Genomic DNA, 24,855 nt, shown 5'->3' with positions numbered 1-24,855 from the left:
GGTCACGAATGACTCTTCGCGATGCATTGCAGCCGTCGATCTGCGCGGTTGTAGACCGGTAAGTCTTTCATTGCTCCGATTGTGCAAGTTGGCGTTTCGACTAATAGCGCCATCGCGACGCATCGAGAAAACTTCTCTCGTGGCGGTCGCTTCGCTGGCAGTTTAGACCGACGTATGATCACGTCTATACTGCTATTTTCCGGCAGCCCGGGAATTTGCGGAGGCTGCCTGCTTACAATTAGTAGGGGTGCAGCGATGTCGGAGCATGTGCTTGATCTGTTTGTGTTGAATCTGCACGCCCGTAGAACGGCCATCTTGCTGTTCAGACGCGGACCGCACACGGTTGTCGACAAACTCAAAATCGACGCAGCAGTTCGCAAACTGAACGATTTTGCGCGGAAAGTGGATGACGCCGCCCAAGGCGGGAGCAGACCGACTGTCGAGGAGTTGCGATCCGTCGGCGATCTGCTTTTCAAGAAAATTTTTTTCGACAGGGGACGTTCGCTATATGACAAGCTACCCGGCGATTCAGCGGTAAGCATTCAAATCTTCGCGAACCATCCGGATATATTGCAGGTTCCATGGGAGTATCTTGCGCCGCCCGACAAACGTCCCGTGCCGCATCGGCATCGCTGCGTTGTTCGCATTCACCCGGCATGCTCGGGAGGGGAAATTAGACCTCGCGAACCGGGCCCGCTCCGTGTTCTGATGGCCGTCGCGGAGCCCCCTGAAGAGCCGGGTGTGGGTTGGGGGGCGATCGAAAGCAAGCTCAAGCGAATTTTTTCCGCAGATACTGTCGGTTTCGCAACAATTACTATCATCCAGGCTGCCACGTTGGACAGCGTACGAGAAGCTTTCGGCGAGAACGACTATGATGTTTTTCACTTCATCGGGCATGGAAGGGTAATCGATGGCGAGAGTCATCTTTGTTTCTTGGACGTTAAGACGAACCAAAGGCAGGATGTCTCGGGTGTGGCACTTGCGAACATCTTCTCGGGTAGAGAGCTTCGGCTGTGCGTTTTGAGCGCATGCTATTCCTCAGCTGGAAACCCGACCGCCGATTCATTTGTGAATGTAGCTTCGTCGTTGTTGGAGTCCGGACTTCCGGCTGTCGTCGCGAGTCAGATCGCTATCCCGACAGATTCCGTGGGTCCGTTCGTAGCGGAGCTGTATTTTTCTCTTCTACGCACCGGGAACATCGACACAGCGGTGATGGATGCAAGAGTCGCACTCAATGCATCACTGCAGAGCACAGTCAGGCGGGGCGACGCTGTCTTCGAGTGGGGCATTCCGACGCTGTATCGATTGCCCGGATCCGGACAATTGTTCGAGGTAGTCCAAGAGCGAAAAGGAACGACGGTAGTTCGTTAGATGTTTTCCACCTTACGGATCGTTAGCAACGTAGCATGACTCAGATGAGGTAAAGCGATGGGCATGCAGCACCCCTTTCGAATCGTCAGCTTGCCAGCTGAGTCATCGCTGCCGCGTAAAACCGCCGAGGGATTGATTCAGGACGTGCTCCGGAGCGACCAGTCTCTGTCTGCACAGTTTCAGACGCTCGCGCCGGCAATACAAACGTTCATCGTCTCATCCTCCGCATTCGAGGTCGTGAGCCGCTTGGGCATGTCAGGCCTCGGGCTTTCTTCCGGTGAAACCGCGTCGACCGGATCTCATCTGGCGATAGCGCGCGAACAAGTTAAGCGAGTGCTTGAAACAGCGCCTGCGAACAGCGATGTGCTCACTATCGGGCTCATTGACTTGGGTGCACGGATTGCAGACTTCGACGATCTTCTTGCTCGGCTGAACGCAAGCCAAAATGCATTTTTCTTCGTCGAGGTGCAAGCGCCCATGCCAGCAGGCTTGGTAAGGAGCGCACGACACGTCAAAGCGTGGGTCGAATCCAATCGCGGAGGTCGGCTTACCGAACAAGAAGTGAAAACGGTCGAACCAGCATTATTCGCCGACGACTTTGTGTACTTCGGTAAGGTAATAAAAGAGGAGACGGCCGTAGACCTTCTAATCGGTGTGGCGCCGACGTTCCTCGCGCAGATCGGCGAAGACGGACCTGACTGGCGCCTTCATACGAGCGGCGGGGAGAGCATCGGCATGATCTCGACACGCCATGTACGACAGTACGCGAGTCAGGCCGAGCGTCCTTATGAGGCCGCAGTAGGTATGTTAATCGTCGGGCAAGCCGTCACTTGGTCAGACGATGACCTTCAATATCACAAGGAGACGCGTGGCTGTGTGCTCGACTTTAATGACGAGCCCGACGAGATGGCAGTTAGCATTCGCGCCATGACGATAGAAGAACGGTGTGTGGACGCCTTCGCAGAGGAGCGCTACGGCGAGGCGGCGCGTGCAATGATGAACGCTCTTAGCGAGATGCGACTCTGACATGACCGATGTAGTCATTCTGGTCCCAGGGATCATGGGAAGCGAATTGAAGGCAGACGGCGCCCTCGTCTGGCCTGGGAACCCGTGGGAAGTTCTCACCCCCTACAACAAGCTCGAGAAGCTTCTCGAGCCCGACCTTGAGGTCGGCGACATTATCCGTTGGGTCGTGGTAAAAGGCGTCTATGGGCCGCTCATAGATGCTCTTGGTCGATGCGGCTTCTCGGAAAAAGAGGCGAACCCTAACCTTGTTGTGTGTCCTTACGACTGGCGAAAGGACAACGCAGAATCCGCTGCGCGACTTGCGGAGCGGGTGAGATACCTGCGCCAGCTTCATGGACCTGACTTGAAGATTGACATTCTGGCGCACTCTATGGGTGGTCTAGTCGCACGGCATTTTTTGGAATCGGGTCGATTTGGCGAGGTCAATTGCTGCGGTTTTGACAACATCCGTAGCCTGACAACTATGGGTACGCCGCACCGTGGCGCTCCTCTTGCTTTGGCTGCGGCCCTAGGCGGTGTTAGGAAACTGTTCTTGAGTGCGACACAAGTCCAGGCGCTTGCATCCAATGAAGCGTTTCCTGCCCTCTATCAGCTCCTACCGCCCGAAGACGAGCCGTTTCTGTGGAATTTGGCCTCGAGCGCAAGACTAGCCGCCGTCGATATCTACGACCCCAGGGTGCACCAGACGCTCGGTTTGTCCGACGCGAACCTTGAGTCGGCTCGGACCTTCCGAGCTTCACTTGACATCCGAAGCAAGCCCAAGTCTGTGTCCTATTTTTGCTTTGTCGGAACGAAGATGGACACGTACGGCCACATGCGCGTCGACATGACGGTGTCCAAGCCGATACCCCAAGCAGTATCGGTTTCCGGAGGAGGTGACGGCACCGTACCAATGTGGAGCGCGACGCTCGGAGGCGTGCAACAACTTGCTGTCGGCGGCGAGCACGGCACCATCTTCAACGACAGCGGATTGTTACTGGCGCTAGGCTCGCTACTTGGTAAGCCTGGCAGTCTAGCGGGCGTGGAGGGTGACTTTAAGGTGAGCCTCGGCAACGAAGTCGTTGAGCCCAATTTCAAACTGCAGGTCGTGCTGACAAGCACCCAGTTATTCGATCAGTTGGATGCAGAAATCATGCTCATCAAGTTGACCGACGAACATGGGCAAGAAATGAAGCCGCCGCAACAAATGCCAAATCCCCATCCGGTTCACTACAAGGGCGCTTGGCTCGATGGCCTTTCGCTTCGCATTGTAGCTCCGATCTATGCAGGTGCTTACTCGGTCGAGATGCGTTCAAACGGAAAAGTCATCTCCCAATCGCAGCCGGTGTTCCTCGTACAAGATTCGCTCACAGCCTGAACGTTCCGCATCCGCCCAGGAAAAGGCATTTGGCTATCGCCTCAACACGGATCTTAGTTCCCAGAATAAACGAGAAAAATCATGGCGACGCTTAAAGAAATTCAAGCGAGAATCAGGAAGTTAGCCGAGAAAGCTGACGCTGTTATAAAGAAGCAAGAGGAGTCACAGAAGGCTATTCGCAATATCAAGGAGATGATGCGCGCATATGGCATCAGCGTCGATGACTTGCACAGACAGGGACGCGGCGATAGCGGCAGGGGCCGTTCGATTGGCAAAGAGAGTCCTGCTGCACGATACCGGGATCCGATATCGGGAACTGAGTGGAGCGGACGTGGCCGTCCGCCAAAGTGGATTGCTGAAGCCTCGGACAGAACGCCGTTCCTCGTCGAAGAGCCGTCTAGCTCGGGAGCCTCTAGCCGAACCAGAGCGACGAGAAAGAAAGCTAAAAAGACACCTCCAGTCGTCGAAGCGAGAAAAATCCCGCCTAAAAAGACGCCCGTTCCACGCAAGCCGGATCCGGCTCCGCCGGGCAGGAACCCTTCGAATAAGCCCAAGCAAGACATGCCGCGCTCGTAGCCGCGTCCTGCGTCCTGACTGAAGGCAGCCCGGACCGTTTCTTTGCCGGTAACGCCTCGGGATCGACGTGCTTAAACTCAGCCATTGCGGGATAGATAGAGAATGAGAGATTGCATACGGATTCGCAAAAATTTTTTAATTCGGCTGCCGCACCAATTGGGGCAAGCGGATTTCTCAGTTCATGAGCCAGCATGGCGAGGAACTCGTCCTTGCGACGGTCGGCGTCCTTAACCCTCTGCTCGGCCTCCCTCCGCTCCGTGATGTCGCTGGCCGCGCCGATCCAACTCCTATCAATTCTCGTCGTTAACGCCATCGCCCATGGTGACCGTCATCAACCCATTAATGTGAATGCCCATGTCGAAGACGATGACCTGATTATTTCGGTCACGAATAGAGGCTTGCCTGTCGGCGCGAAGAACCCGAGTCTTGTCTTCGCGCCTTATTGGCGTCCGGCCGGCGCACCGGCTGGATCGGGCCTCGGCCTTGATCTGCTCATCTGCAAGCAGATTGTCGTTCGCATGGCGGGACACTCACCGTTTCATCGTCGATCCCGGAAGGTACGTGATTCATTGCCCGATTTCCGATCCAATAAAAACGCTATCCGCATGAGACGTCTAGAAGTCTGTCCTGCAGGCGCGTCCGTGCGGTGCCGTACAGGGGTTGTATTCGTCGGATGATCCGCACCTTCGGATTGGCCACAATGCTCGCGTCGGCCTTGGGCGGGTTTCGGGGGCGGAGCGGCCGTTCGAACGACTGCGCTGTGCGGCGGCCGAACGGCAGAAACTGGCCGATTACACCCGCTGAACGCGGTGCCACAGAGCCGTCGTTGGCGCCGGACGAATTCTTCCGGCTGGCAGCTTAGTGGCGGCTTGAGCGAATGCGTACAGTCGGCCAGATTCAGCCATTGACTCTCATGTTTTGAGGGCCGCTCCACCGACCGCTCCACTCAGGGAGTGGACTTTTGTGCCCCGAATATGTCAATCGGCTGATTAACCATGAGCGCAGCAACATCGCGTGCAGGCATAATTGTGACTCTTCCGATTCCAAGCGGTGGGGTGCGATGATTGAGGGACGCCTGGTACTAAAAGTCGATGACGAGCTTCGTCATCTTGCGTCATACGCGCTTGAAGACGATGGATCGTTATACCTATTTTTGGTTCGAGAAGGTACTAACGACCATAGTCTATTGCATGAGCTTGGGCGAGACGAACCGACGAGGGTCGATTTCAAAGGACAGCGACCAAAGACGAAAAAAATCTCGTACCACGCATCAGGCCTCATTAGGTATCACAACGCTGATCATCGGAACGTATACCGTGAGCCGTTGTGCGCTGTGTGCACTGTCAACCCAATTGTCGCTTACATCATTCCGTCTGTGCAGAAGTTGGACAGGTTGGAAGCAGCTCGCGAGAGCGATTTCGTTTTCGACCTCGAAACGGACGGCCGTTTGCAGTTTTCATTTTGTGTGACGCCATGGCAGCATGTGCCGCTGGTCAATCACGGCGCGATTCGGTTTCACAACTTATTTGCACTTGTCGTCGAAATCGGTGAACCCGCAATCGAATTACCTAGAGAGTTGGCGCAGCACGTAACTACTTGCGCGGTCAAAGAGGGGTTTCCCACGCCGTTGCTTGACGAGCCGACGGCTTTTGCGCGCTTTCACCAACAGATCAATCAAACACAGAGCTTGATACTGTATTCACCCAATGCAAGGGGCGAGTATCGGATAGTGTGCGCAGTGCCGATGCGAATTCCACCCGCGCTCGAAATTCGCTTCGTTGACAAGTCCTACACGGCAGAGCCGCTCCCGCCGCATCCGAAGCGCGGCACTGTAGAGGTCAGATTTCGGGTCAAAGGCAAAGGTGGCTATCTTCGGCAAGAAGTGCCCATTGAGTTTTTAGCCTTGCACGCCGAGTTGTAGGCGTCGGGCGAAGGTCGCTTTCTGGCCGACAGTTCTCTCTGCGTTCCCCGCTATTCCGCGAAGAGCTTTTTGTGTTGGTGTCTTTTCTCCCGACGCGGATCTCTCGACGTAGCGCGAACGAAAAAGCTGTCCTATGCTCGACAATGCAGCGCGCGCATCACTGGGAAAGCCCGGCCGGCATCGACCGTGCCGCTAACTTCTGCCTCCCTCTGGACCCATGTTTGCGCTGCCTCCACTTCTTCCATCGACGCGGGCTCCTGTCCAGTCTCTCCCACGCGGCCTCGCATGCGTGGCGTTGTTCGCCACCGGCGCGCTGGTGGCGCTGTCCACATGGTACCCGGGGCACTGGCAGGTGCTCCTGCTGCTCCTGCCGGCCGTATGGTCACGCGTGCGTGGACGTACCTCGGCACTCGCGATCTGGACCGGCTATTACCTTGCTGGCGCACGGGATATTCCCCTCGTGTGCATGCGCTTCTTTTCCGGCTATGGAGATCTGACGCGACCAGAAGCGCTGATGCTCGGCGTCTCGTTCTGGATCGCGCAGGCGTGCGTGCTGGCGACACCGTGGGCTGTGCTCAAACCTGAGTCGGACGCGAGCGCCACACGCCACGCCTTGTGCGCCGCCGTCGCGACGGTGCTCGTGACCGTACCACCACTTGGGATCATTGGGTGGTTATCGCCGGCATATGTCGCCAGCACCCTGTTTCCCGGTTGGAAGGCGCCAGGCCTGGTGCTCGGCATAACCGCCACTGCGTGCGCAGCCTCCGTCTCACGCGGTCGCTTCGCCCGACATGTTGCAATGCTGCTGGTGATCCTATCCCTTCTCGCGCGCAGTATGGCGAGCGCGCCAGTTGTACCGTCCCGGTGGACAGCACTCGACACACGCCTTGGCCGGTTCGATCAGTCCAGCTACGCGTCGCTCTATGCCCGGACGCAACAGGTCCAGACGATCGCACAGCGTGCGTTCAGCGAAGGCGGCACCGTTGTGGTCCTTCCCGAGGAAATCGTGGGGCTGTGGCGCCCGGCGATGGGCTACTGGTGGCGTGACGATATCAAGGTGTTCGCCGCGGCCAGGCGAACATTGATCGTCGGCATGGACCTGGCCGCGTCCGGTACGCCGCTCCGGTATACCGACAGCGCTGTCGTCGTTGGCGCAGACCACGGCCGCCTGGATAGTCGCCAGCCGGTGCCGGCGGCACTGTGGCGCCCCGGTGCGGCCATCAGCGCGATCCGCGGAAGTCTCAGCCAGCCATACGTCATGGTCGCAGGCAAGAGCGTGGCCTTCTCGATCTGCTACGAAGACCTGTTGTGGTGGCCGCACTGGCGCATCCTGCTGCATTCGCCCGATGTGCTCGTCAGCCTGTCCAACAGCTGGTTCGATTCCGACCTCGCGCTCGCACAGATCCAGCGCCAGGGCGTCGCCGCAATCGCCCGACTGTCCGGTGTGCCATTGCTGCGCGCGGTGAACCGGTAGCCGCCGTTGGTCTGGGCAGGCGTGGGATAATTCGCCACGTTCCCGCTCCCGTTGTCCTGATGCAGCAATGCCGAAAGCAGACCGAAGACGAAAGCGCCCCGTTTGCCCGTCGATCGGTGCGCTGATGCGCTACCGGAACAGGATGGTGCGCGTGGTTGCCGAGGCGAGCGGCCAACGCGCCGTTATCGAGTCCGTCCTTGAAGACGGACGCCCGTTGAGAAGCGTAGTGAAGTGGCATAACCTTGTGAGTCCTGGCGACCAGCTCTTTTGAGTCCGACCCATGCAACTTGATATTTTTGACGACAGCCGTGATGTGATGCTGCGCAACGATGTCCTGTCGGCATTGCAACTCCACGATGCCTCCGGTGCCCGCCGTGCGCTACAGATCCTCGGGCATGAATATCCGGACGATGCGGCGCTCGTGGCGCTTGACACGCTCGTGACCGCCCTCCAAGCACGTTGCAGCCTACCCTTCGCGAACCATGACGCCGCGCTTGACGCGCGAGAGACGCTACTGACCCACATCCGGCCCTTGGCGAACCAGCTGATGGGCGAACGGGCCGCCATCGCCTGGCTTGCGCCGTTCTGGAACGAACTCGCGCAACGCGCCGCGGGTCTGGCGTTCCGTGCGGCCCAGCCCAATGCACACGGCGCCGCGCTCTACCTGGATGCGGGCGACTGGAAAGCCGCCGAAGACGCCGTCACGCACATCGAATCGTGGCGGCGCATTCCCGCACCGCTGATGTGGATGGCCGAATGCCGATACCGGCTCGATGGTCTTGAGGCCGCCTGGCCGCTTCTGGCCGAACTCGCATGGCTTGCACCCGTCCGTTTCGATGGCCTGCTCCGCCATCTTGAGGACAGTTTGCTGGATACGCTGCGCAAGGCATTCGATGCGTCCTTTGAAGGAAGCGGCGATGTCGCCGACCTCGCGTGGTTTCCCGCCTGGGTACTGATCCAGAAAACCAGCCTCGCACCACTGCTGAAGCAGGCGCAACCGTGCCGTGATACCGAGCCCGAACGTGCGGCTAGACTGGTGCTTCGGCTGCTCGCGCTCGAACGCGAGGGCCGTCACCACGAATTGATCGAAAGCCGCCGCGATCTGCGTGATCTGCATGATGCGCTCTACCGGCACTACATGAAAACGCGCTGAATGCTGAAAACCGGGATGTCACACACGAGCTCACATCGATGGACCTTTGCCGCCCGTTTCCGGCGTAACGCCTTCGGCTGGAAATCAGCGCTGCCGATCCAGCGGCTGAAGGAAGCGGTCGTCGAGATCCGGCAGGTGGCGCGCTCCGATGTCATCCTTGCCGCCGAAGGCGCGGTGCTCCTGCTCGAAAAACTGTCTCCGGCACTGGAACAGGTCGACAGTTCGTCCGGCGCGATGGGCACCGCAGTCAATCGGACCATCGATGCACTGGCTCCCCTGATTGCCGCAGCAAAAGTTGATTCCACAATCAGACAGGCATGGCTGGAACGTCTCTTTGAGGCGTTGCAGGAAGACCAGATGCCGTATATCGAACGCCTCGCCGATGTGTGGGGAGAGCTTGCTGTGACGCCGAGTATGGCATCCGCATGGGCGGACAGGCTGCTGCCCATCACGGCGCATGTAATCGGCCCCGACGGCCAGGGTGGATTTTTTGTCGGCACTACCGCGTGCATGAGTGCGCTTTACGTCGCGCACCGATTCGACGAACTGCTCGCACTGGTCGACTCTGCGCGCATGACATGGTGGGGGTACCGGCAATGGGGTGCAAAGGCGCTCGTGGCACTCGGCCGCCCCGAAGAGGCGCTGCGTTACGCCGAGCAGTCGCGTAACGCCCATGCACCGGAAAGCGCGATCGCCGTCGCCTGCGAGACGATCCTGCTCACCTGCGGCATGATGGACGACGCCTACCAGCGGTATGCGATCGCGGCTAACCGATCTGGGACGTATCTCGCGACCTTCCGTGCGATCGCGAGGAAGTATCCCGGGCGATCGCAGGCAGCAATCCTGCAGGACCTGATCGAAAGCGAGCCGGGCTCGGAAGGCAAATGGTTTGCGTCCGCGAAGGACGCGGGGCTCTTCGATCTCGCGACGTCGCTCATCCAGACCAGCCCGACCGATCCGCGCACCCTGATTCGGGCAGCACGGGAGTTCGTGCAGCGGCAGCCGACGTTCGCGATCACCTGCGGCATGGCCGCACTGCGCTGGATCGACGCCGACGCCGGATACGAGATCACGGCGGCAGATGTGCTCGATGCCTATGCGACGCTCGCCGATGCGGTCTGCGTGAACGGCACTTCCCGCGATGCACTCAACGCGCGACTTCTCGAACAGTTCGGGCCGGGTGCAGCCTCCGCATTCGTCGGCAACGTGCTCGCGCCGCATATCCGATAGCAGGACCCGGCGAAGCAACCGCCGTCCAGGTAACCTCGGTATGGGATAACGCTCCTACCGCCCGCCGCCGTTGACCGCGTCTTTGAACCCCTTGCCTGCGGTGAACTTCACCGTTTTCGCAGCAGCGATGCTGATCTCCTCACCGGTCGCCGGATTGCGGCCCGTGCGCGCCGCACGCTTGCCCTGACTGAACGAGCCAAATCCGATTAGTTGCACGGTGTCACCCTTGACCACCGCCTCCGTGATCGCGCCGATAAAAGCATCAAGGGCGTCGCCCGCGATGGCCTTGCTCGAGCCCGTTGCTGACGCGACGGCATCAATCAGTTCCTGCTTGTTCATGGATTTTCCTTCTGTCAATGCAAAAATTAAGACGGCACGATATGGCGTGGTCGGCTACGCGGACGGCCGCAAAGCAAACCAATCCGCGTGCCCTACCCCGAAGACAGTCGACCGCATAAGCCCTCTCTTGCCCTCTCTCGCCAATTCGACGGACTCGATATGGTAAGCCAATAGCCACAGCGTCGCATATGGACGGTCACTGCCGCCTGCCTCAACGCGGCAATCTCCAGAGCCAAAGACATCGATCCAGCGATGACGCTAGCACCCTCATCGTCCTGTCTCGCGGTCGGCGCGGTCGTCAACCACCAGGCAGGTGCGCTCGAGTAAGTCGCCATGGGGGTGACGGATCTCGACCGTGACCGGCGCAAGGCAACCCGCGCTGCAGCGGCCCTCGCGCGAGACCTGGACGATCCATTTGTGAAACCGCGCAACGTACGGCCCGTGGCGCGCGAGCGCTACGCCCTCATACACCAGCGCCCGCAACATCCGCAGTTCCTCAACGTCCGGCATGGCCGGCGAACTGACGTCGATCATTTCCGCGTCCTCCGCCATATTCCAGCGTAGAAGTCATGCACGGCGAAAGGTGCGCGCGCGCATGACATCGACGAAGGTGCAAGCTATTCGGCCGTGGCTCGCGCCGCCCGACGCGAACGCCGGCCTGCAGGCTGGCCAGAAGTAGCCGCATCGGAGTCTGCGTGATCCGGCGGCGTTCCTGGTTCCTCGCCCGACGTGGACTCTTCCGCTTCGCCATCGGCTGGACCGGCTGGCTCACCGGCGCCTTCGTCCTGTACCGGGACATCGGACCCGCGCATCTGGCGCGGGCGGTACACCACCTGATCGATGCGTACGAGGTTCAGGGCAATGGATTCGGCGTCGATATGGGCGCCCGCGTCGGCCTCGTTCTCGCGATTGATCCACGCACTCACGTAGAAGTCGCCGCGCACGACGACGCTCGCGCCCGTGCGGATGTGCTGCATCACGCGCTCGGTCAGGCGCTCGTTCCACACCGTCACGTCGACGGGGAAGGTCCGACCTTCGCGCTGTTCCAGCGTGCCGTCCTCAAGCCGCCGGTAACTGGCGGACATAACCCGCAGCTCGACGATGCGCCGCGCACCGCTGGCGGTGTTGACCTGCTTCATCGTCGGCGACACCAGCACGTTGCCGACCAGTTCTGCGTAGATGCCCATTGCGGACTCCGTTCATCAAGGATTGCCCCTGTGATACGAACGCGCTGTCCATTGCCTGCTTTTTTGGATGGCTGCTCTGCGTCAGCCTGATGACTCCGCCGGTCGCAACGCGACGGGACCACGCACCTGTCTCAGGTGCCGTCGATCCTTCGAACCTTGACGGTGCCGTGTTCCAGGTACATCGTGATCTGGCTCGCCGCATACCGGAAAACCGACTCCAGTGCGTTGAGCTCCTTCGCGCGCGCGTCGCACTGCTGCAGGTACGCGCGCAGCGGCGCCGGAATGCGATTGAAACATTGCTTCGCGCGCGGCCCGGCGATAGCATGCGGCTCACCGCGGACGAACCAGTCGAGACGATGGCGCGTCGCGCCGCTCGCCAGTGCAATGCGCACGCAGCGCAGCGACACGTCGAGCCCGGTGGTCGTGCTCTCCAGGGCCAGCGTCTGCATTTCCGTCACAGTGTCCTCGAGCCAGTGCTCGTACGAGCGCAGCAGCACGCGCATCCCGGCATCGCCCGCGATCCGTGATACAGGTAGCGCCATCGCTGGCTCAGGGCTGCCGGCTCCCTTACCCTTAAAGGCCTTTGAACGTCGATCCAGATCCGAAAGTCGGTCAGTCATTGCCGCAGTCCTCGCATCATTGCACCAGGGTGTCTGTTGCAGCTTGCGCGAGCGCGTCGTTCCCGGACAGCGGCACACTGTCGAGCAGACGCAGTTCCGCATCCGACAGGCGGCTCACGCGCCGCCGGCTGTGACGTGGCTCACGCGCGCCTGTAAAGACGTCCCGCGGCAAGACACCGAGCAGCGCGCGCGCCGCTTCAACGCGTTGGCGTGCGGCAGCATCCGCATTCCGCAGGAAGTCGATGCGCGAAAGCGGCAGCAGTTCGGCGCGCGTGAGCACGCGCTGGCAGTGCACCGCGAAATGAAACACGGACAGGCACCGGTGCCTGGCTGAGCCGATGCGCCGGAAGCCCTCTGTCGAGGACATCAGGTCGCGCAACACCGCGGAACGCACGAAGCGCACCAGCCAGTCCAGCTCGACGAGCAGCATCACGATCATGTAGCCGTACGGTGAGCCAAAACCGAGCGACACCTGAGCGGGTTCGCGCGATTGCAGCACCGAATACTCGAGGCCTTTTTCACGCGCGGCATCCAGCAACTGACGGGCATGCTGCTGCTCGAGCTCGTTCGCGCGCCGGATGCCGGAGATGCGATCCGCGATCTCGATGAGCTTCCAGTCCGCGTACGGATTGTCGTTGCCCGACAGCGACCACAACGCGCGCAGCGACGCAGCCACGCGGCGGCCGCCCGCCATCGCATGTCCCGACTCCCCTGGCGCAACAGCCCGGCCAAGAAACAGCCGCATCGCGTCGCGCGTGTGCAGCCGCATGCGGTCCGCACCGTCGCTACCGAGCTGACCAATGCGGCTGATCTCCTGGGCCTCGTGGGGGCGTACCAGTGGATCGCTGCCCTGTCGCAGCGTGTGAGTTTCGCGCATGCGATTCAGCGCTTCCTCGCGTTCGAGAAGCACTTGGTAGCGGCCGAACAGCGGATCGGCAGGGTCGGGATCACCGTCGGCAATCAGGTGTGCAAGGACGGCGCGTTCAGTATTAACGTCATAACCGTCGGCAAACGGGGACGACGTGGAGTGCGCGAAGGCGTCAACAGACGGATCAGTGGTGTGAGACGAAGAGGGGGACGGTGTGTCCATAAGAGACTCCCAAACAGCTATTCATTGAACGGTGAGGGAAACGCCAGCGCTGTTACCCCGGGTAACAGCAGGCGGTCCCGCACAGTTGCGTGTTAACTGCGGTGACAGCGCGCGCGGTGGGAAAACACGGGCCGGTACGCGCATGTGCTCCGCAAACGCGATGGATCCGGTCACGCATGGGCGTCCGCCTGACTGGCCGCCCCGCAGGCCGAATGACGCGCAGGCCGATGTGCGATCCGTTCGCGCAGTGCATCGCGAATGGCCGCGAGATTCCGGCGGGCCGTCTCAGGCGTTGACGCGCCCGGCTCCATCGCATCGCCTGGAAGCACCGACCCAGCGTTCGTGCCCTCCCCGCCGGTCGCCCGCCTGCGTGCCGCGCGCTCGAGGTGCGCCCTGGTGGGGACGAACTCGCCGCCGATGTAGCGGCGCACGAGCCCTGCGATGTACGCCACGGGCAATTGCACCGGCTGGCGCCGGTGGCCTGCCGCCATCTCGTCGAGCAACATCTGGCGGTCGGTCGCAGGAACCCGTGCGAGGTGCGAGGCGATGAGTGCGCGATCGTTGACCGGCAGCATGGTGGGCCAAACGAGCACGCTGGTGTCGTCTGCCGCAGGCAATGGCAAGATCGGCGAAGCAGAATCGGCGCGAGGATCGATTCCCACCACAACCGCGTTTGCCCTGTTGCCGGTCGAGATCGCTGGGCCAGCGGTCGTTGTAGTCCTGTATGTAATCCTTCCGTATACGCGCGCGTCTGGAATGCCCGTTTCCCGCCATCGGTAATGGATCAAACCCGCCAACTGCAGCGGCACCGCAGGCGGATCCACATACAGCCGGAGACTTCCGGTTGGCGACTTCGGGCGCTCCACCGCCCAGGCACGCACGTGTGGCGCATGAACTTCAATGGCGGAAGGCCGGGTGTTACCCGGGGTAACAGCCGGTAGCGTCGCTGCGGCTGCTCGCGCGTCTTCTTCATGCAGACTCTGCGCGAGCAGGCGCTTGCGCGTCGCGAGCCGCTCGCGCATATCGCCGCGCGACACCAGGCGTTCAAGCTGGCGCTTCAGTTCGCCCGCATTGACCTGGGTGAAAATACGCCGGCCCGTGCACTGGCGCATGAACTCGCGAATCAGCCCCTGGCGCACAAGCCGCGCTCTCGCGTTATCGAGCTGACGGCGGTTAAGTCCCAGCGTGCGTTGCCACTCTCCGGCTGTGTGCGTGAACCAGGTACATTGCCGGTCGGCCTCGCGGCGCTGCAACTGCACCATGCGCGAGAGCAGCAGCGCGGCATTCACGTTGCCGACGAGATCAACAAAAACGCGTCGGTACGCAACAGTCGGCCCCAACAGCACGTCACCCGCGAATGGATCCGCCCGCATCGCTTCGATCGATACTGGGAGCTGCACGGCCATTGGACAGGTCGCGCGAACGGCGGCCGATATGGCTTCTACCTCCAGCCGGTAATGCATGCGCGCAGGCTGGCCACCACGCCATTCGGCCAGCAGGTTCAGGTCCCGCATGCGCCGCCGTGCATTTTCCTGCTCTTCACGCGACAGGCCTGTCTCGATCAGCCAGTGTTCGCGCGTCTTGTGGATCCAGCCGCCGTTGACCTCCACATCGCGTCCGCGTCGCGTCCAGTACACGAGCTGCGAGAGCAGCAGCGCCTGCTTCGGATGTCCGGTGATGCGGGCCATGCGCGTCCCGAAAGCGATGGGACGGTACGGCCTGAGCAGAGTCCACATCGTTTCGAACTCGGTGATATAGGGATGGCAACCGGGCATCATGACTGGACCTCCTCTGGCTGGTTCAGCTGTTGCGGCTGATCGGGACGTACAGGGGGCCAGACAATATGCGCGGTGCGCTCCTGCGCCTTGCGCTGAAGCAGCGCGAGCACAGCCGGCCAGAGGATACGGAACTCATCCGCCAGCAGCGTCTTGCGCCGACGATGCGCGATCAGGCCTTTCGACCGGAGCAGTCGCCGCGCCGCGCGCTGCTGCGACTCAGTGAGCGCCAGTCTGCGCGCGAACTCGTCAACCGCGACCTGAAGCCAGTCATGGTGACGTCCCGTCTCGCTCTCAACCGTCGACAGTTCCGTGAGCATGGCGGCCGCGGCGAGGTCGCCACAGACCTCGACGAAACAGCGGTCTATCGTGATCGGCACGTCGAGCATCGAGAGCACCATTTCGGCTTCGGCAGGCGGCAGTCCAGGTGAATCATCCCAGGTCTTGCCGGGCAGCAGGTTGCCCTGCGGATCAAGTCGCATGTCATACATGGTCAGACTCCTGATGGGAAGAAGGTGGGGCAAGCTCGCCGGTGTCCGCATCGAGCGCCGCGAAAAGCGTCGCGAGCGACCATTGCCCGTCGCATTGCTCATGCAGCGCCAGATAGCGTTCGCGCAGGTCGCCGATGTCTTTCAGACTGGCCCACGCATCGAACAGCAGATCCATTCCGGAGCGCGACAGCGCACGCGGTTTCGTCGGCGCGGCGACATTGAGTTCGGCGCGCAGCTGCGCGATCGTTGCGCGGGTGGTGGTGCGGAAAAACGTTCGGATCATCGGAATACTGGCCTGCCGCTCCACAAAGGCGCGCAACAGGTCCCGATCGCGCCACTGCCGCTCAATCAGTTCGCAGCGGCGCTGCAACGCGCCGGCATCCACAAAAACACGCAGTGCACCGGCGCCCAGCAGATCGTGCACGAGCGCCGGCGAACGGGCATCACCGAGCACACGCCTGATTGCGCCCGGTAGCCGATCTGTCAACGATGTCCGATGCGGCGACGCTGTTCCACATGAAACTTCGTTATCCTGATGTCCTGCGATGACATACCGATCTGTCATGCAAGCACACGCGATCAGCTCGAGCAGCACGAAATGCTCGAGCGCTTCGCTCTCCAGCCGCAGGAAAGCGTTGTCCATCACGCCCCTCCCCGCTGAAGCCGCTCGTCTGCACCCGGTTCGGGCCAGCGCGCTGGTGCAAAGCGCTCGGGGCACGCCGCCCGGAATGCGCGCGCCGCGCGAATGACCTCGTCCCACCATTGACCGATCGGGTGATCCGGATTGAGCATCACGTCGAACATCACGTCCATGCGGTCGGCGAGCAACGGCTCGCCGACGCTCGCGTCACAGGTGCGGTTCCACGTCTCGTCATCGCGGGCCATCTGTGCGAAGAGACTCCCGGAGGGAACGCGCGCGATGCCCGTTGCGGTGTTTTGCCGTGACAGGCTCACGAGCCACCACCAGCCGAGATACCGGTTGAGCATCTCTTCGTCACGCTGCGCGCCGACGCCGGGCGACAACCCAGGCGCGACACCGGGCGAGAAGCGCGGTCTTTCCGGCGGCGGTGGCTCGACCATGAATCCGTAGGGCAATGCGGGTGCGTCGCGTACGCAGCCATCGAGACCGCAGGTTCGTGCGAAAGTCAGCACCGCTTCCCGGAAAAGCTCACCCTGGTTTGAAGAAGACGCAGCGTGCAGCGCGCTGTCCCGGCGAACGTCGTCAGTCACCACCGTGGATGGGTTATCCGGTGCGCGTTGCGGAGCAGCCGTCGACACGACTGACTCGCCACGCCGTTGCCCGACACAGGTCGGGCGTGGCACGGTTCCATCCGCAGCCGGCGTGGCGCGAGGCTGTTCGTCGAACCGGGTCAACCTCACGGGTCCCGACGAGGCCGAAGGATCCGGTGTGGTCGCTGCACGATTCGCGTCGACATCGGATGCGATCGATGAAGATTCACGTCGCTCACCCGGCATGCCACCGACTTCACGTAAGTCATCACCGGCAGCGTTCGGTGTGCGCTCCAGCAGATGACACATCCGGTCCATCGCGTCGCGCGGCACGCCGAGCTCGCCTGCCAGCCGTTGTTTCAATCCGTCGACCAGCTGCGCAGCATCAAATGGTGCAGGCTGCGCCAGCGTGCCGGCCGCATCCGGGTTGTCCGGATTGCAGCGGGCGGCGATGCCGGTCAGTTGCGGATCGATCACCCGCACCTGCAACCACTGATCGTCGAAGCCGAGGCGCCTCGTGAGGCGCAGCAGCATGCCGATACCCGGCTGGATCACATCGACGAGCGCGCGCCGGCTCAGATACGCCGTCGCAGGTCCAAGCCCGGAGAGACGGTCGACCGCGAACTGGAAGAGCGAGAGCAGCACATGGCTCACCGGTGCCCCTTCCTGTTCAAGCAGCCGGGAGAATTCACGTAACGACAGCGTCTCGCTACGTTCGGCTTCGAGATCGGTCTTAAGCGCTAGATAGCCATTCGCCTTGTCCCAGAAGCAGAGGTCGGCGCGCTGGTCATTCTCGCGCAGGTGCGCCGCCAGCAGCTTCGCCTCACCGGGATACAGCACGTAGATAAAGTCGTAGTAAAGGAAGCGTTCGTCGCGGGTTTCATCGTGAAGGGCCGTCGCTGCCGTCACGCGCGAATTGCCGCCCTTCGCCACCACGTAGCGCGTCTCGCCTGGACGGCGGGTCACCGTCACGATCTGCTCGATGCCGTTCACCCGGATCGACTCCTTGAGTTCGACGATGCGCTCGTGCGACGCGCGCCGCGGATTGCGCTCATAGACCATCACATCGGTGATCTTCAGCCGGACCACCGATGTGAGTTGCGGATCGGGCGTCTGAGCGCCCGGCGGGGACACGTCCAGGCGCTGGGCAGCGAGCGCTTCGCGCGCCTCACTGAGCGGCTTGTCCGACACGTTCATGCGACCGCCCCCTGCCGGATGCCGCCGGCCCCGGTCTCGCCCGTCGAACATTGCGGCGCACCGGCATAGACGTTCGCAAGCGACGGAAACAATTCCCATGCGACACGGTGCATGACGTTCCACGCGGAATTCCCGAACCGCCGGCGACGATCGAAGTCGTGTACCGGGACGCGTGCGGTCGCCGCCGCCGCGTACGCGGCCGCTGACGGGATCACGGTGTCGAGCACCCTGACCTTCGCGTGTCCGGCAAACCGCTGCCGCAGTACTGCCGCGAGCGCCCGCGCATTGGTGGTGCGCTCGTGTGCGTTGATCAGCGCAAGCAGGTCGCCCGAACGGAACGATGCGCCGAGGTCGGCCAGCCGGTTCAGCTCGTCGAGCATCGCGATCGTGCCCGTGGCGAACTCACCGGCACTCAGCGCATCCGGCTTGACGGGCGACACCATCACGTCTGCCGCCATCGCGGCAGACTTCTGCAATTCACCCACCGCACCCTGCGTGTCGATCAGCACTACGTCATAAGGGTCGACAAGCGGACTGCGCATCGCCCGGCGCAGGATCATCAGGCGATCCTCACGGCGATTGAGCCAGGCCTGCAGTGCAGCATCGGGCGTATCGGAATAGACCAGATCGAGATTGGAGAAAATCGTGCGGCTGATACAGTCGGCCGACGGATTGCCGCCCGAAGTCACGACTGCTGTCAGACCTTGCGATGAACGGTAATGGACGGGAAAGAACTTACTTAGACTCGGCTGGACATCTGCATCGATCGCGAGAACCTTCAAGCCGAAGGCTGCGAGCAGGCCGCCAAGATTGGCGGCGACGGTCGTCTTACCGACGCCGCCTTTGGTGGAGACGAAGGAGATAACTACCGGCACGGTGGGAGATCCAGTACAGCGTCATCGCTTGAGTGGAAATTCAGTTAATGAAAAAGAATATGGTCGCTACGTCGGATCGTGAGACGGCCCGTATGGATCGCGACTGCCGTCCTCGGTGACGTCTCCGGCGGCCTCGTTTCCACCGGAGTGCGTCAGTTGCGAGGCGATCCACTTTTCATACTGGTCGACCGGAAAAAGACGCCGGCGCCCCACGCGAATTGACGGTGGCATCGGCAGCCCGAGCGTCAGGCGGTTGCGTGCTGTCGCCGGCGCGATATGCAGCTCTCGCGCAATCTCTTCCAGCGTGTAGAAGCGCCTGCTTGTCACTTTCCCTCCACGGCACCTCGACGCACCACCCGTCCAGCGAGAGCTCATTTCGTTCGGGTACGTCCAGGATTGTCTATTACTCGAATGTACCTATAATCAAGGCACACGATCACTCTAGGAATGTGAGACAGACATGTCAAGCACCACTGATCACGAAGACTCTCATCAGCGGGTTGCACAGGTGCGCGAGCATCTCGGCCTGTCGCAGGACAAGATGGCCCGGCAGCTCGGGCTGTCTCTGCGCGCCTATGCCAATTACGAGCGCGGGGAGCGTGCGATCCCGATCGAACTGCTGCGCGGGCTATACGAGCGGTTTTCAGTCGATCCCGTCTGGCTGCTGTCAGGCGACGGCAGCATGATTCTCGACCGGGATGTGCGGTACCGGCTCGACCAGAAGACGCTCGACAGCGTGCTGGTCTCCGTCGAACGGATCGAACAGCGTCTAGAGGCGCCACTCGATGCGAAGAAAAAGGCGCGACTCATTGGCCTGCTCTACGAGCAGTGCCAGTTGCTGGGCGAGAGCGCCGAGCAGATCCTGAAGGATTCACGCATCGGTCGCCTGACGCGATGATTGCGCCCAGGTCAGCAGCGGGAACAATTCTGCAACGGCGCCCGTCAACATCGGGCGAACATTAATCTTCCGACGTAACGCCTTTTAGCGCATGCGTGAAAACGCCTGCGATATCGCCATCGGTCGGGAGAATGGAATGGGACGCCGGGAAGAAATCAGCAAGGAACTCGATCAACTGGCAACCGAGATCGAGAAGGATGCCCTGCTTGCGCGTGGCGGGCATGCCGCAAAAATCCCGTCGGCACCCGACATACATATCCGTCTCGAACTCGTCATTGCACAGCAGGTACCCATCGGGTTTCAGATCCACCTCTCGACGGAACCGGTCGATGACGGCGGACCATCATAGCCGTGTACGTTCCGTTCCTGGCTCTGGGCCTGGCCAGCACGCTGATTCGTGAAAATCCTGCGGCCCCTTGATCAATGCTCCGCACGATACGGCATCACCCCGTGATGGTGCCTTGATTCGCCAAGTCCACGACGCAATCCTGTTGACACCATGACAACGGTTGCCAGTAACACTGCCTGCGGCCATCGTCATAGGCAAGCACCGCGTCGCCGCGGATTCCATACAGGGCACGTGACAACACAGCACGCAAATTGACGCTACAACGCCACCGGACCGCCTGTCTGTTCAGTGCTTCTTCAAAGCTCACTGCGTCTTATCGCGTGACGTTACGCAGTTCTACCAGGCATTGACCCACACGCCCAATATCCCTGAAGCGTAACGCACAGGTGTCTGCCCGTTCACACTCGCGCCGTTCATTTCCTTGCCGCCGGAAACAGCCGGCAAGGAAGGAGGCCCATCGCGCATGCCGCTGCCGAAAATGCAACTGTACGAATATTTGCGCAACGCGTGACCGACCGGCCCCCTCCTTTCGTAAGATCAAAACTCAGTTGTGTTTTCGCCCGTCCGCCTGCCGCGCAGTTCGCGTCCGCTGCGGACGACGTGATTGTCTTCCTTGCGAACTGACCCATGCGAGGTATCCATGAATAGTCGCGCCGTGATCCGGGACCAGGATCTGATCCGCTCCGCGTTTCCAGAGTGGAACATGATTCACCGTGCCATGACATCGCCCGACGTAATCCATGTCGTCGTCGATATCGTATTCGACTGGATGAGCATCACCGCCGCCATGCTGATCCTGCAGCGCCTTGGATGGTGGTCGGCGCCGGCGATCGTTGCATGGGTCGGTAACCGGCAGCGTGCGCTCGGCAACCTGCTGCACGACGCCGCGCACCGCAATCTTGCCCGCTCATCTCGCCTCAATGATGCCCTCGCGCGCCTCTTCATCGAACCGGCGCTCTTCAACAGCCTTGCGCTCTATCGTGAGCTCCACGCCCGCCATCATGCGTGGCTCGGCGACCCGGCGCGCGATCCTGACTACATCGCCGTTCGTCCGAATCCCGGCGAACGCTGGTGGCAGCCGTTTTTCAAGGTTCTGCTCGCGCCAGCGGCCTGGTCGAGCTCGACGTTCGGGCATCTGCATCTGTCGAGGCTCAGCTGGATGCAGCGCTTCGGCATGGCCGGATGGTGGGCCGCCGTACTGGGTGCCATAACGCTTGTATGGGGCGTTTACCCGGCGGCGCTTTTCTTCGGCATATGGATGCTGGCGAGAGCCACTGCCTTTCACGCGATCACGACGTTTCGTGAGCTGTGCGACCACTTTGGTCTGGAGCGAGGCGGGATCTTCAGCTACACGCGCGACGCTTCTTCCCGCAGTCTATGGCGGCGGATCATTCACCCGCACAACAACGGCTACCACCTCACGCATCACCTGATGCCGTCGATTCCCTATCACCGCCTCGCACATGCGCAACGCGAGCTGCTGGCATTGCCTGTCTTCGCCGGCGCGGCCAGAGTCTGCCACGCGTATTTTCGCGGCCCTGATGCAGTCGTGCGTGAATGGGAAGTCCATGGAGGCGAAAATGTTGCAGCGTAATCTCGGTGCGGTCCACGTGGCTGCGCTGCTGGTCTCGGCAAGCTACGGTGTGGCATTCCTGCTCGGTTCCGGCGAAATGGCACTCCATGCTGGTATGGCGGGCAGCCTGTATGCGATCGTCACCGCACTGGGCATGCTCGCGCTGGCGCTGGCCGCACCAGCGCTCTGGCGGGGACGCGAACTCATCTGGGACGTGTTGGGCGAGCGTTACGGTCCCGTCGTGCGCAAGCTCGTCGCGCTCCTCTCGCTCGTCTGGATGTCCGGCGTGCTGGCCGCCCAGATCCATGGCGGTATCGCCGTGCTTGTCGCGACGGGACTGCCGGCAACCCATGCACTGGCGGTGATCGCCGCGGCGCTGCTGGTCATGTCCTCCATCGACCTCGGCATGGCGGCAACGCTCTTCGCGTGCTGCCTGCTCGCAACGAACATCGCACTCGTGCATGCGCTTGTTGGTTCGAACGGGCTAACCGTGTACCTCCATGCTTGGCCGTCCTTTATCCAGGAAACACGCGCCGCGCCACGCGCCGAAACACTGGTGACCACCGCGGCAGTCGGGTTTCTGGTGATCACAGGATCGGACTATCAACAGTTCGTCATCGCTGCACGCCGACCACGAGATGCGTGGCTAGGCTGCGTGTTCGCGAGCGTCTTGCTCGTGGTGACCGGGTTTCTCCCGGCCGCAACAGTTATCGCGGCGCTTCACGCCGGCCAGCTGTCCGGCCTGACGGACACCGCGAGCGCGATCCCGTGGATCATGCTGCAAACGAGTGGGGCGATGGGACCCGTTTGCATCGGCGTGATCCTGCTTTCTGCTCTCGGATCAGGGACCGCGATCACACGCGCGATGTCATCGGCACTTGAGGGCCTGCATGCCGGCGATGGTCGCTACGGCTACGCGTCGCGCCTGCTGATCATCGCCATTGGCTGCGCAATCGCGACTGATGGTCAGGCGATTGTGTCGACCATCGTTTCACTGAACATCGTCTATGTTGCGGCCGTCGGGTTGCTGTTCGTCTTCCACGAGAGTGGTCGACAGATCCCCCCGCGCTGTGCATCAGCGATGTTGCTGTCTGGCACCATCGTTTCCCTGCTCGTTTCGGTAATGAACTGGACCGGTATCGGCAATCTGCCCGGTTGGCTCCCGCTTCCGGCAGGGCTGCTCGCCTCCGCCTGTGTGCCGGTCGCATGGCAGTTCGCGCCGTTACTCGGGCGCGCGCGGTCATAGAATCGCCTGGCGACCCGAACGCGCCCCGATCGTGCTCCTGCGTGTTAGCCATGTAGCGACCAACCGGCACCATCAACCGGTCGACAAGCCAGCACGCCGAGGCCCACAACGTCGCCGGTGATCGCAACTTTCACAGTGACGCGATCACTGCCTGGATCACGCGAGTCGCAACGCTCCGTCAACTGGCGCGCTCTCGCCCCGGGACCGGCTGAACCAGACTCCGCCGCGCCGCTGCCATGACCAGTGCGCTGATCGTCGCAAGCGGCTCGGGCTCCTGCTCCCAGTGATGCCAGTAAAGATCGAGCATCAGGTCGTGCCCGGGGGCGAGCGCCACCAGTCTGCCACCACGGACCAGCGGCTCCGCCTGCATGGCGGGAACCAGCCCGTAACCGAGCTCGTCCAGGATCGCATTGAGCAAGGCCGCCGGCGAAGGAAAATAGTGTCGGGGGTACCGGCCGACCGTCACCCCGAAATGCAACCCTAGAAACACATCGTGCAGGGTGTCCTTGCGGTCAAACAGGATGGCGGTGGCCTCGAGCACCCCCGGCAAGGTCAGACCACCGGCGAAATGTTGGCGGGCGAATCCGGGTGTAGCGACACACTGATAGCGCATCTGTCCGACCGGCTCCGCCACGAAACGATCGACCACCGGTTCCGGTTGCGTGGACAGGAAGCCCTTGACGTCGCCGCGCGCCAGTGCCTCGAGCGTATGGTCCTGGTCGTCCACGACGATCTCCAGCGCCACATGGTGTTGCGCCAGCTCACGCGTGACCGGCTCAAACCAGGTGGCAAGCGAATCGGCGTTGACGGCAAGGGCAAGCGCTGTTGTCGCCGCTTTCCCCGGCGTGACACGCCGCAGCAGGTCATCTTCCTGAAGCCGGACCGCCATGAAATGACGAAACACGTCTTCGCCCGCTTTCGTCGGCATCACCGTCGGTTCGCGAATCAGCAGCAGCGCCCCGATCGACTGTTCGAGCCGCTTCACGCGGCGCGTCGCTGCAGCAGAGGAGATATTCAACGCAACCGCCGCCTGCGCGAAGCTGCGATGTTCGACCACCGCGGCAAACGTCTCCAGTTCGATCATGTTCAAACGTCGTGCCCTCCTCCCGAACCACGCATAGGTATCAACAAAAAAACATTCTGTCTGGAATGCGGCGGCGCCGCCCCACAGCCGCCCGAGGGCTTCGCGTCGATGGTTTCCGTCGTTCAGGTGCCAAGGCGCTGCCTTCGTACACCAACAGACGCGCACCTTCGCTCAAAGTTGTTGCCCGATTCCCAGTGGTTAATACACGCGTGTAACGGGCTGGGCATTCATTGCCTCCGTGGATCGTTGTGTGCCTTCCGCAGGACCATCCTTGCCCAGCGGGGACGCGATGACGACACCGTTCAGTGATTCCTTCCGAAGCATGCCACTGCGGCTTCAGCCGGCGCCAGGCCGGCGTGGAAGTAGCCCTGGAGACGTTTGATGATCGTCGCGTCAGGGTGATACGGCGGGCGCACGAAATTCGCCGCAACGGCTTCGTCGTACCAGGCGCACGTCCATACTTCCAGCTCGCGGGCGTACTCGGGCGTTAGCGGCTTCGATTTCTCAAACATTTCTGTACTCCACTCAATCCCGGACTTGCCCGGCTTTGATGGCCGCGTCGATCCTCTGTCGCGCTGCACCTGCGGGAAACACTCCATCACGGACGTTCGGACTCAGGCGGGAAGACGCATCAGGCGCGGTCTTTGTCGCGGAAGAAGAAAATTGCAGGCGGGCCTGCAGCTCCGCGTGCCAGGGATGGGCTGTGTGACGACCGGCACGCCACTTCCAGGTTTGTACTGATAGACGTCGCTCATGACTTCTCCTTTCTCACGCAGGACCTTCCATCTCGCGC

The 24,855-nt window shown here is 61.6% G+C and carries 26 protein-coding genes and 1 pseudogene; 13 read left to right on the top strand and 14 right to left on the bottom strand.

Going from position 1 to position 24,855, the window contains the following annotated elements:
- Window positions 1-255: 255 nt before the first annotated feature.
- The 4 genes from C0Z16_RS04380 (at window position 256) to C0Z16_RS04365 (ending at window position 4,330) form a co-directional block, all read left to right on the top strand.
- The gene (locus C0Z16_RS04380) at window positions 256-1,371 is read left to right on the top strand and encodes a CHAT domain-containing protein (RefSeq protein ID WP_158244474.1); all 1,116 of its coding nucleotides are present in this window, start codon (window positions 256-258) and stop codon (window positions 1,369-1,371) included.
- Window positions 1,372-1,434: 63 nt separating this feature from the next.
- A complete protein-coding gene (locus C0Z16_RS04375; RefSeq protein WP_146014281.1) occupies window positions 1,435-2,397 on the top strand; it encodes a hypothetical protein in 963 nt (320 codons plus the stop codon).
- Window position 2,398: 1 nt separating this feature from the next.
- A complete protein-coding gene (locus C0Z16_RS04370) occupies window positions 2,399-3,754 on the top strand; it encodes an alpha/beta fold hydrolase (protein ID WP_102630940.1) in 1,356 nt (451 codons plus the stop codon).
- 81 nt (window positions 3,755-3,835) lie between these two features.
- Entirely contained in the window at window positions 3,836-4,330 is a 495-nt protein-coding gene (locus tag C0Z16_RS04365; RefSeq protein ID WP_102630939.1) for an H-NS histone family protein, read from the top strand.
- A gap of 136 nt (window positions 4,331-4,466) precedes the next feature.
- Here the strand turns inward: C0Z16_RS04365 and C0Z16_RS37345 are convergent.
- Window positions 4,467-4,595 (bottom strand): annotated as a pseudogene (locus tag C0Z16_RS37345) (histidine kinase dimerization/phospho-acceptor domain-containing protein); the annotation flags it as partial.
- On the opposite strand from C0Z16_RS37345, the gene C0Z16_RS39540 reads away from it, so the two are divergent.
- From C0Z16_RS39540 to C0Z16_RS04340, 5 genes are all read left to right on the top strand, one after another.
- Window positions 4,591-5,007, top strand: a complete 417-nt coding sequence (locus C0Z16_RS39540; protein ID WP_158244473.1) for an ATP-binding protein — start codon at window positions 4,591-4,593, stop codon at window positions 5,005-5,007. The pseudogene C0Z16_RS37345 and the gene C0Z16_RS39540 sit on opposite strands and share 5 nt — an antisense overlap.
- Before the next feature lie 716 nt (window positions 5,008-5,723).
- Window positions 5,724-6,251, top strand: coding sequence for a hypothetical protein (locus tag C0Z16_RS37340; protein WP_146014280.1), 528 nt, complete (start codon window positions 5,724-5,726; stop codon window positions 6,249-6,251).
- Between the two features lie 289 nt (window positions 6,252-6,540).
- Complete coding sequence (locus C0Z16_RS04350) at window positions 6,541-7,725, top strand: carbon-nitrogen hydrolase family protein (protein WP_244201168.1); 1,185 nt, start codon at window positions 6,541-6,543, stop codon at window positions 7,723-7,725.
- Window positions 7,726-8,005: 280 nt separating this feature from the next.
- A complete protein-coding gene (locus tag C0Z16_RS04345) occupies window positions 8,006-8,878 on the top strand; it encodes a hypothetical protein (RefSeq protein ID WP_102630935.1) in 873 nt (290 codons plus the stop codon).
- Window positions 8,879-10,108, top strand: a complete 1,230-nt coding sequence (locus tag C0Z16_RS04340; RefSeq protein WP_102630934.1) for a hypothetical protein — start codon at window positions 8,879-8,881, stop codon at window positions 10,106-10,108.
- Window positions 10,109-10,162: 54 nt separating this feature from the next.
- On the opposite strand, the gene C0Z16_RS04335 is transcribed toward C0Z16_RS04340, so the two are convergent.
- The 11 genes from C0Z16_RS04335 to C0Z16_RS04285 all read right to left on the bottom strand — a co-directional run bounded on the left by C0Z16_RS04335 (window position 10,163) and on the right by C0Z16_RS04285 (window position 19,239).
- On the bottom strand, window positions 10,163-10,465 hold the full coding sequence (locus C0Z16_RS04335) for an HU family DNA-binding protein (protein ID WP_279635048.1): 303 nt from the start codon (window positions 10,463-10,465) through the stop codon (window positions 10,163-10,165).
- 249 nt (window positions 10,466-10,714) lie between these two features.
- Complete coding sequence (locus C0Z16_RS04330; RefSeq protein ID WP_244201167.1) at window positions 10,715-10,981, bottom strand: hypothetical protein; 267 nt, start codon at window positions 10,979-10,981, stop codon at window positions 10,715-10,717.
- Between the two features lie 83 nt (window positions 10,982-11,064).
- Complete coding sequence (locus C0Z16_RS04325; RefSeq protein WP_102630931.1) at window positions 11,065-11,634, bottom strand: single-stranded DNA-binding protein; 570 nt, start codon at window positions 11,632-11,634, stop codon at window positions 11,065-11,067.
- 131 nt (window positions 11,635-11,765) lie between these two features.
- On the bottom strand, window positions 11,766-12,137 hold the full coding sequence (locus C0Z16_RS04320) for a hypothetical protein (protein ID WP_244201166.1): 372 nt from the start codon (window positions 12,135-12,137) through the stop codon (window positions 11,766-11,768).
- 133 nt (window positions 12,138-12,270) lie between these two features.
- Window positions 12,271-13,344 carry a PFL_4669 family integrating conjugative element protein gene (locus C0Z16_RS04315; protein ID WP_102630929.1) on the bottom strand — a complete coding sequence of 358 codons (1,074 nt, stop codon included), beginning with the start codon at window positions 13,342-13,344 and terminating at the stop codon, window positions 12,271-12,273.
- 170 nt (window positions 13,345-13,514) lie between these two features.
- On the bottom strand, window positions 13,515-15,122 hold the full coding sequence (locus C0Z16_RS04310) for a hypothetical protein (protein ID WP_102630928.1): 1,608 nt from the start codon (window positions 15,120-15,122) through the stop codon (window positions 13,515-13,517).
- Window positions 15,119-15,610, bottom strand: coding sequence for a hypothetical protein (locus C0Z16_RS04305; RefSeq protein WP_102630927.1), 492 nt, complete (start codon window positions 15,608-15,610; stop codon window positions 15,119-15,121). The genes C0Z16_RS04310 and C0Z16_RS04305 overlap by 4 nt, the downstream gene beginning before the upstream one ends.
- Entirely contained in the window at window positions 15,603-16,205 is a 603-nt protein-coding gene (locus C0Z16_RS04300; RefSeq protein WP_244201165.1) for a hypothetical protein, read from the bottom strand. Before C0Z16_RS04300 ends, C0Z16_RS04305 begins: the two co-directional genes overlap by 8 nt.
- Window positions 16,206-16,252: 47 nt before the next feature.
- Window positions 16,253-18,037 (bottom strand): ParB N-terminal domain-containing protein, encoded by a 1,785-nt coding sequence (locus tag C0Z16_RS04295; protein ID WP_102630925.1) that lies wholly within the window; start codon window positions 18,035-18,037, stop codon window positions 16,253-16,255.
- Window positions 18,034-18,912 (bottom strand): ParA family protein, encoded by an 879-nt coding sequence (locus tag C0Z16_RS04290; RefSeq protein ID WP_102630924.1) that lies wholly within the window; start codon window positions 18,910-18,912, stop codon window positions 18,034-18,036. Before C0Z16_RS04290 ends, C0Z16_RS04295 begins: the two co-directional genes overlap by 4 nt.
- Before the next feature lie 66 nt (window positions 18,913-18,978).
- Window positions 18,979-19,239, bottom strand: a complete 261-nt coding sequence (locus C0Z16_RS04285; RefSeq protein ID WP_102630923.1) for a MerR family transcriptional regulator — start codon at window positions 19,237-19,239, stop codon at window positions 18,979-18,981.
- A gap of 133 nt (window positions 19,240-19,372) precedes the next feature.
- Between C0Z16_RS04285 and C0Z16_RS04280 the strand changes: the two genes are divergently transcribed.
- From C0Z16_RS04280 to C0Z16_RS04265, 4 genes are all read left to right on the top strand, one after another.
- Window positions 19,373-19,810 (top strand): helix-turn-helix domain-containing protein, encoded by a 438-nt coding sequence (locus C0Z16_RS04280; protein WP_102630922.1) that lies wholly within the window; start codon window positions 19,373-19,375, stop codon window positions 19,808-19,810.
- Between the two features lie 91 nt (window positions 19,811-19,901).
- Window positions 19,902-20,159, top strand: coding sequence for a hypothetical protein (locus C0Z16_RS04275; RefSeq protein WP_244201164.1), 258 nt, complete (start codon window positions 19,902-19,904; stop codon window positions 20,157-20,159).
- 640 nt (window positions 20,160-20,799) lie between these two features.
- On the top strand, window positions 20,800-21,753 hold the full coding sequence (locus tag C0Z16_RS04270) for a fatty acid desaturase family protein (RefSeq protein ID WP_102630920.1): 954 nt from the start codon (window positions 20,800-20,802) through the stop codon (window positions 21,751-21,753).
- Window positions 21,740-22,978, top strand: a complete 1,239-nt coding sequence (locus C0Z16_RS04265) for an SLC5/6 family protein (RefSeq protein ID WP_102630919.1) — start codon at window positions 21,740-21,742, stop codon at window positions 22,976-22,978. Before C0Z16_RS04270 ends, C0Z16_RS04265 begins: the two co-directional genes overlap by 14 nt.
- Window positions 22,979-23,156: 178 nt before the next feature.
- On the opposite strand, the gene C0Z16_RS04260 is transcribed toward C0Z16_RS04265, so the two are convergent.
- Window positions 23,157-24,062, bottom strand: coding sequence for an HTH-type transcriptional regulator ArgP (locus C0Z16_RS04260; protein WP_102630918.1), 906 nt, complete (start codon window positions 24,060-24,062; stop codon window positions 23,157-23,159).
- A 302-nt stretch (window positions 24,063-24,364) separates the two neighbouring features.
- Window positions 24,365-24,574 carry a hypothetical protein gene (locus C0Z16_RS04255; RefSeq protein WP_102630917.1) on the bottom strand — a complete coding sequence of 70 codons (210 nt, stop codon included), beginning with the start codon at window positions 24,572-24,574 and terminating at the stop codon, window positions 24,365-24,367.
- Window positions 24,575-24,855 lie beyond the last annotated feature (281 nt).

Source organism: Paraburkholderia rhynchosiae (assembly GCF_002879865.1).
Classification (GTDB): Bacteria; Pseudomonadota; Gammaproteobacteria; order Burkholderiales; family Burkholderiaceae; genus Paraburkholderia; species Paraburkholderia rhynchosiae.
This window is presented reverse-complemented; position numbering and strand designations above follow the sequence as displayed.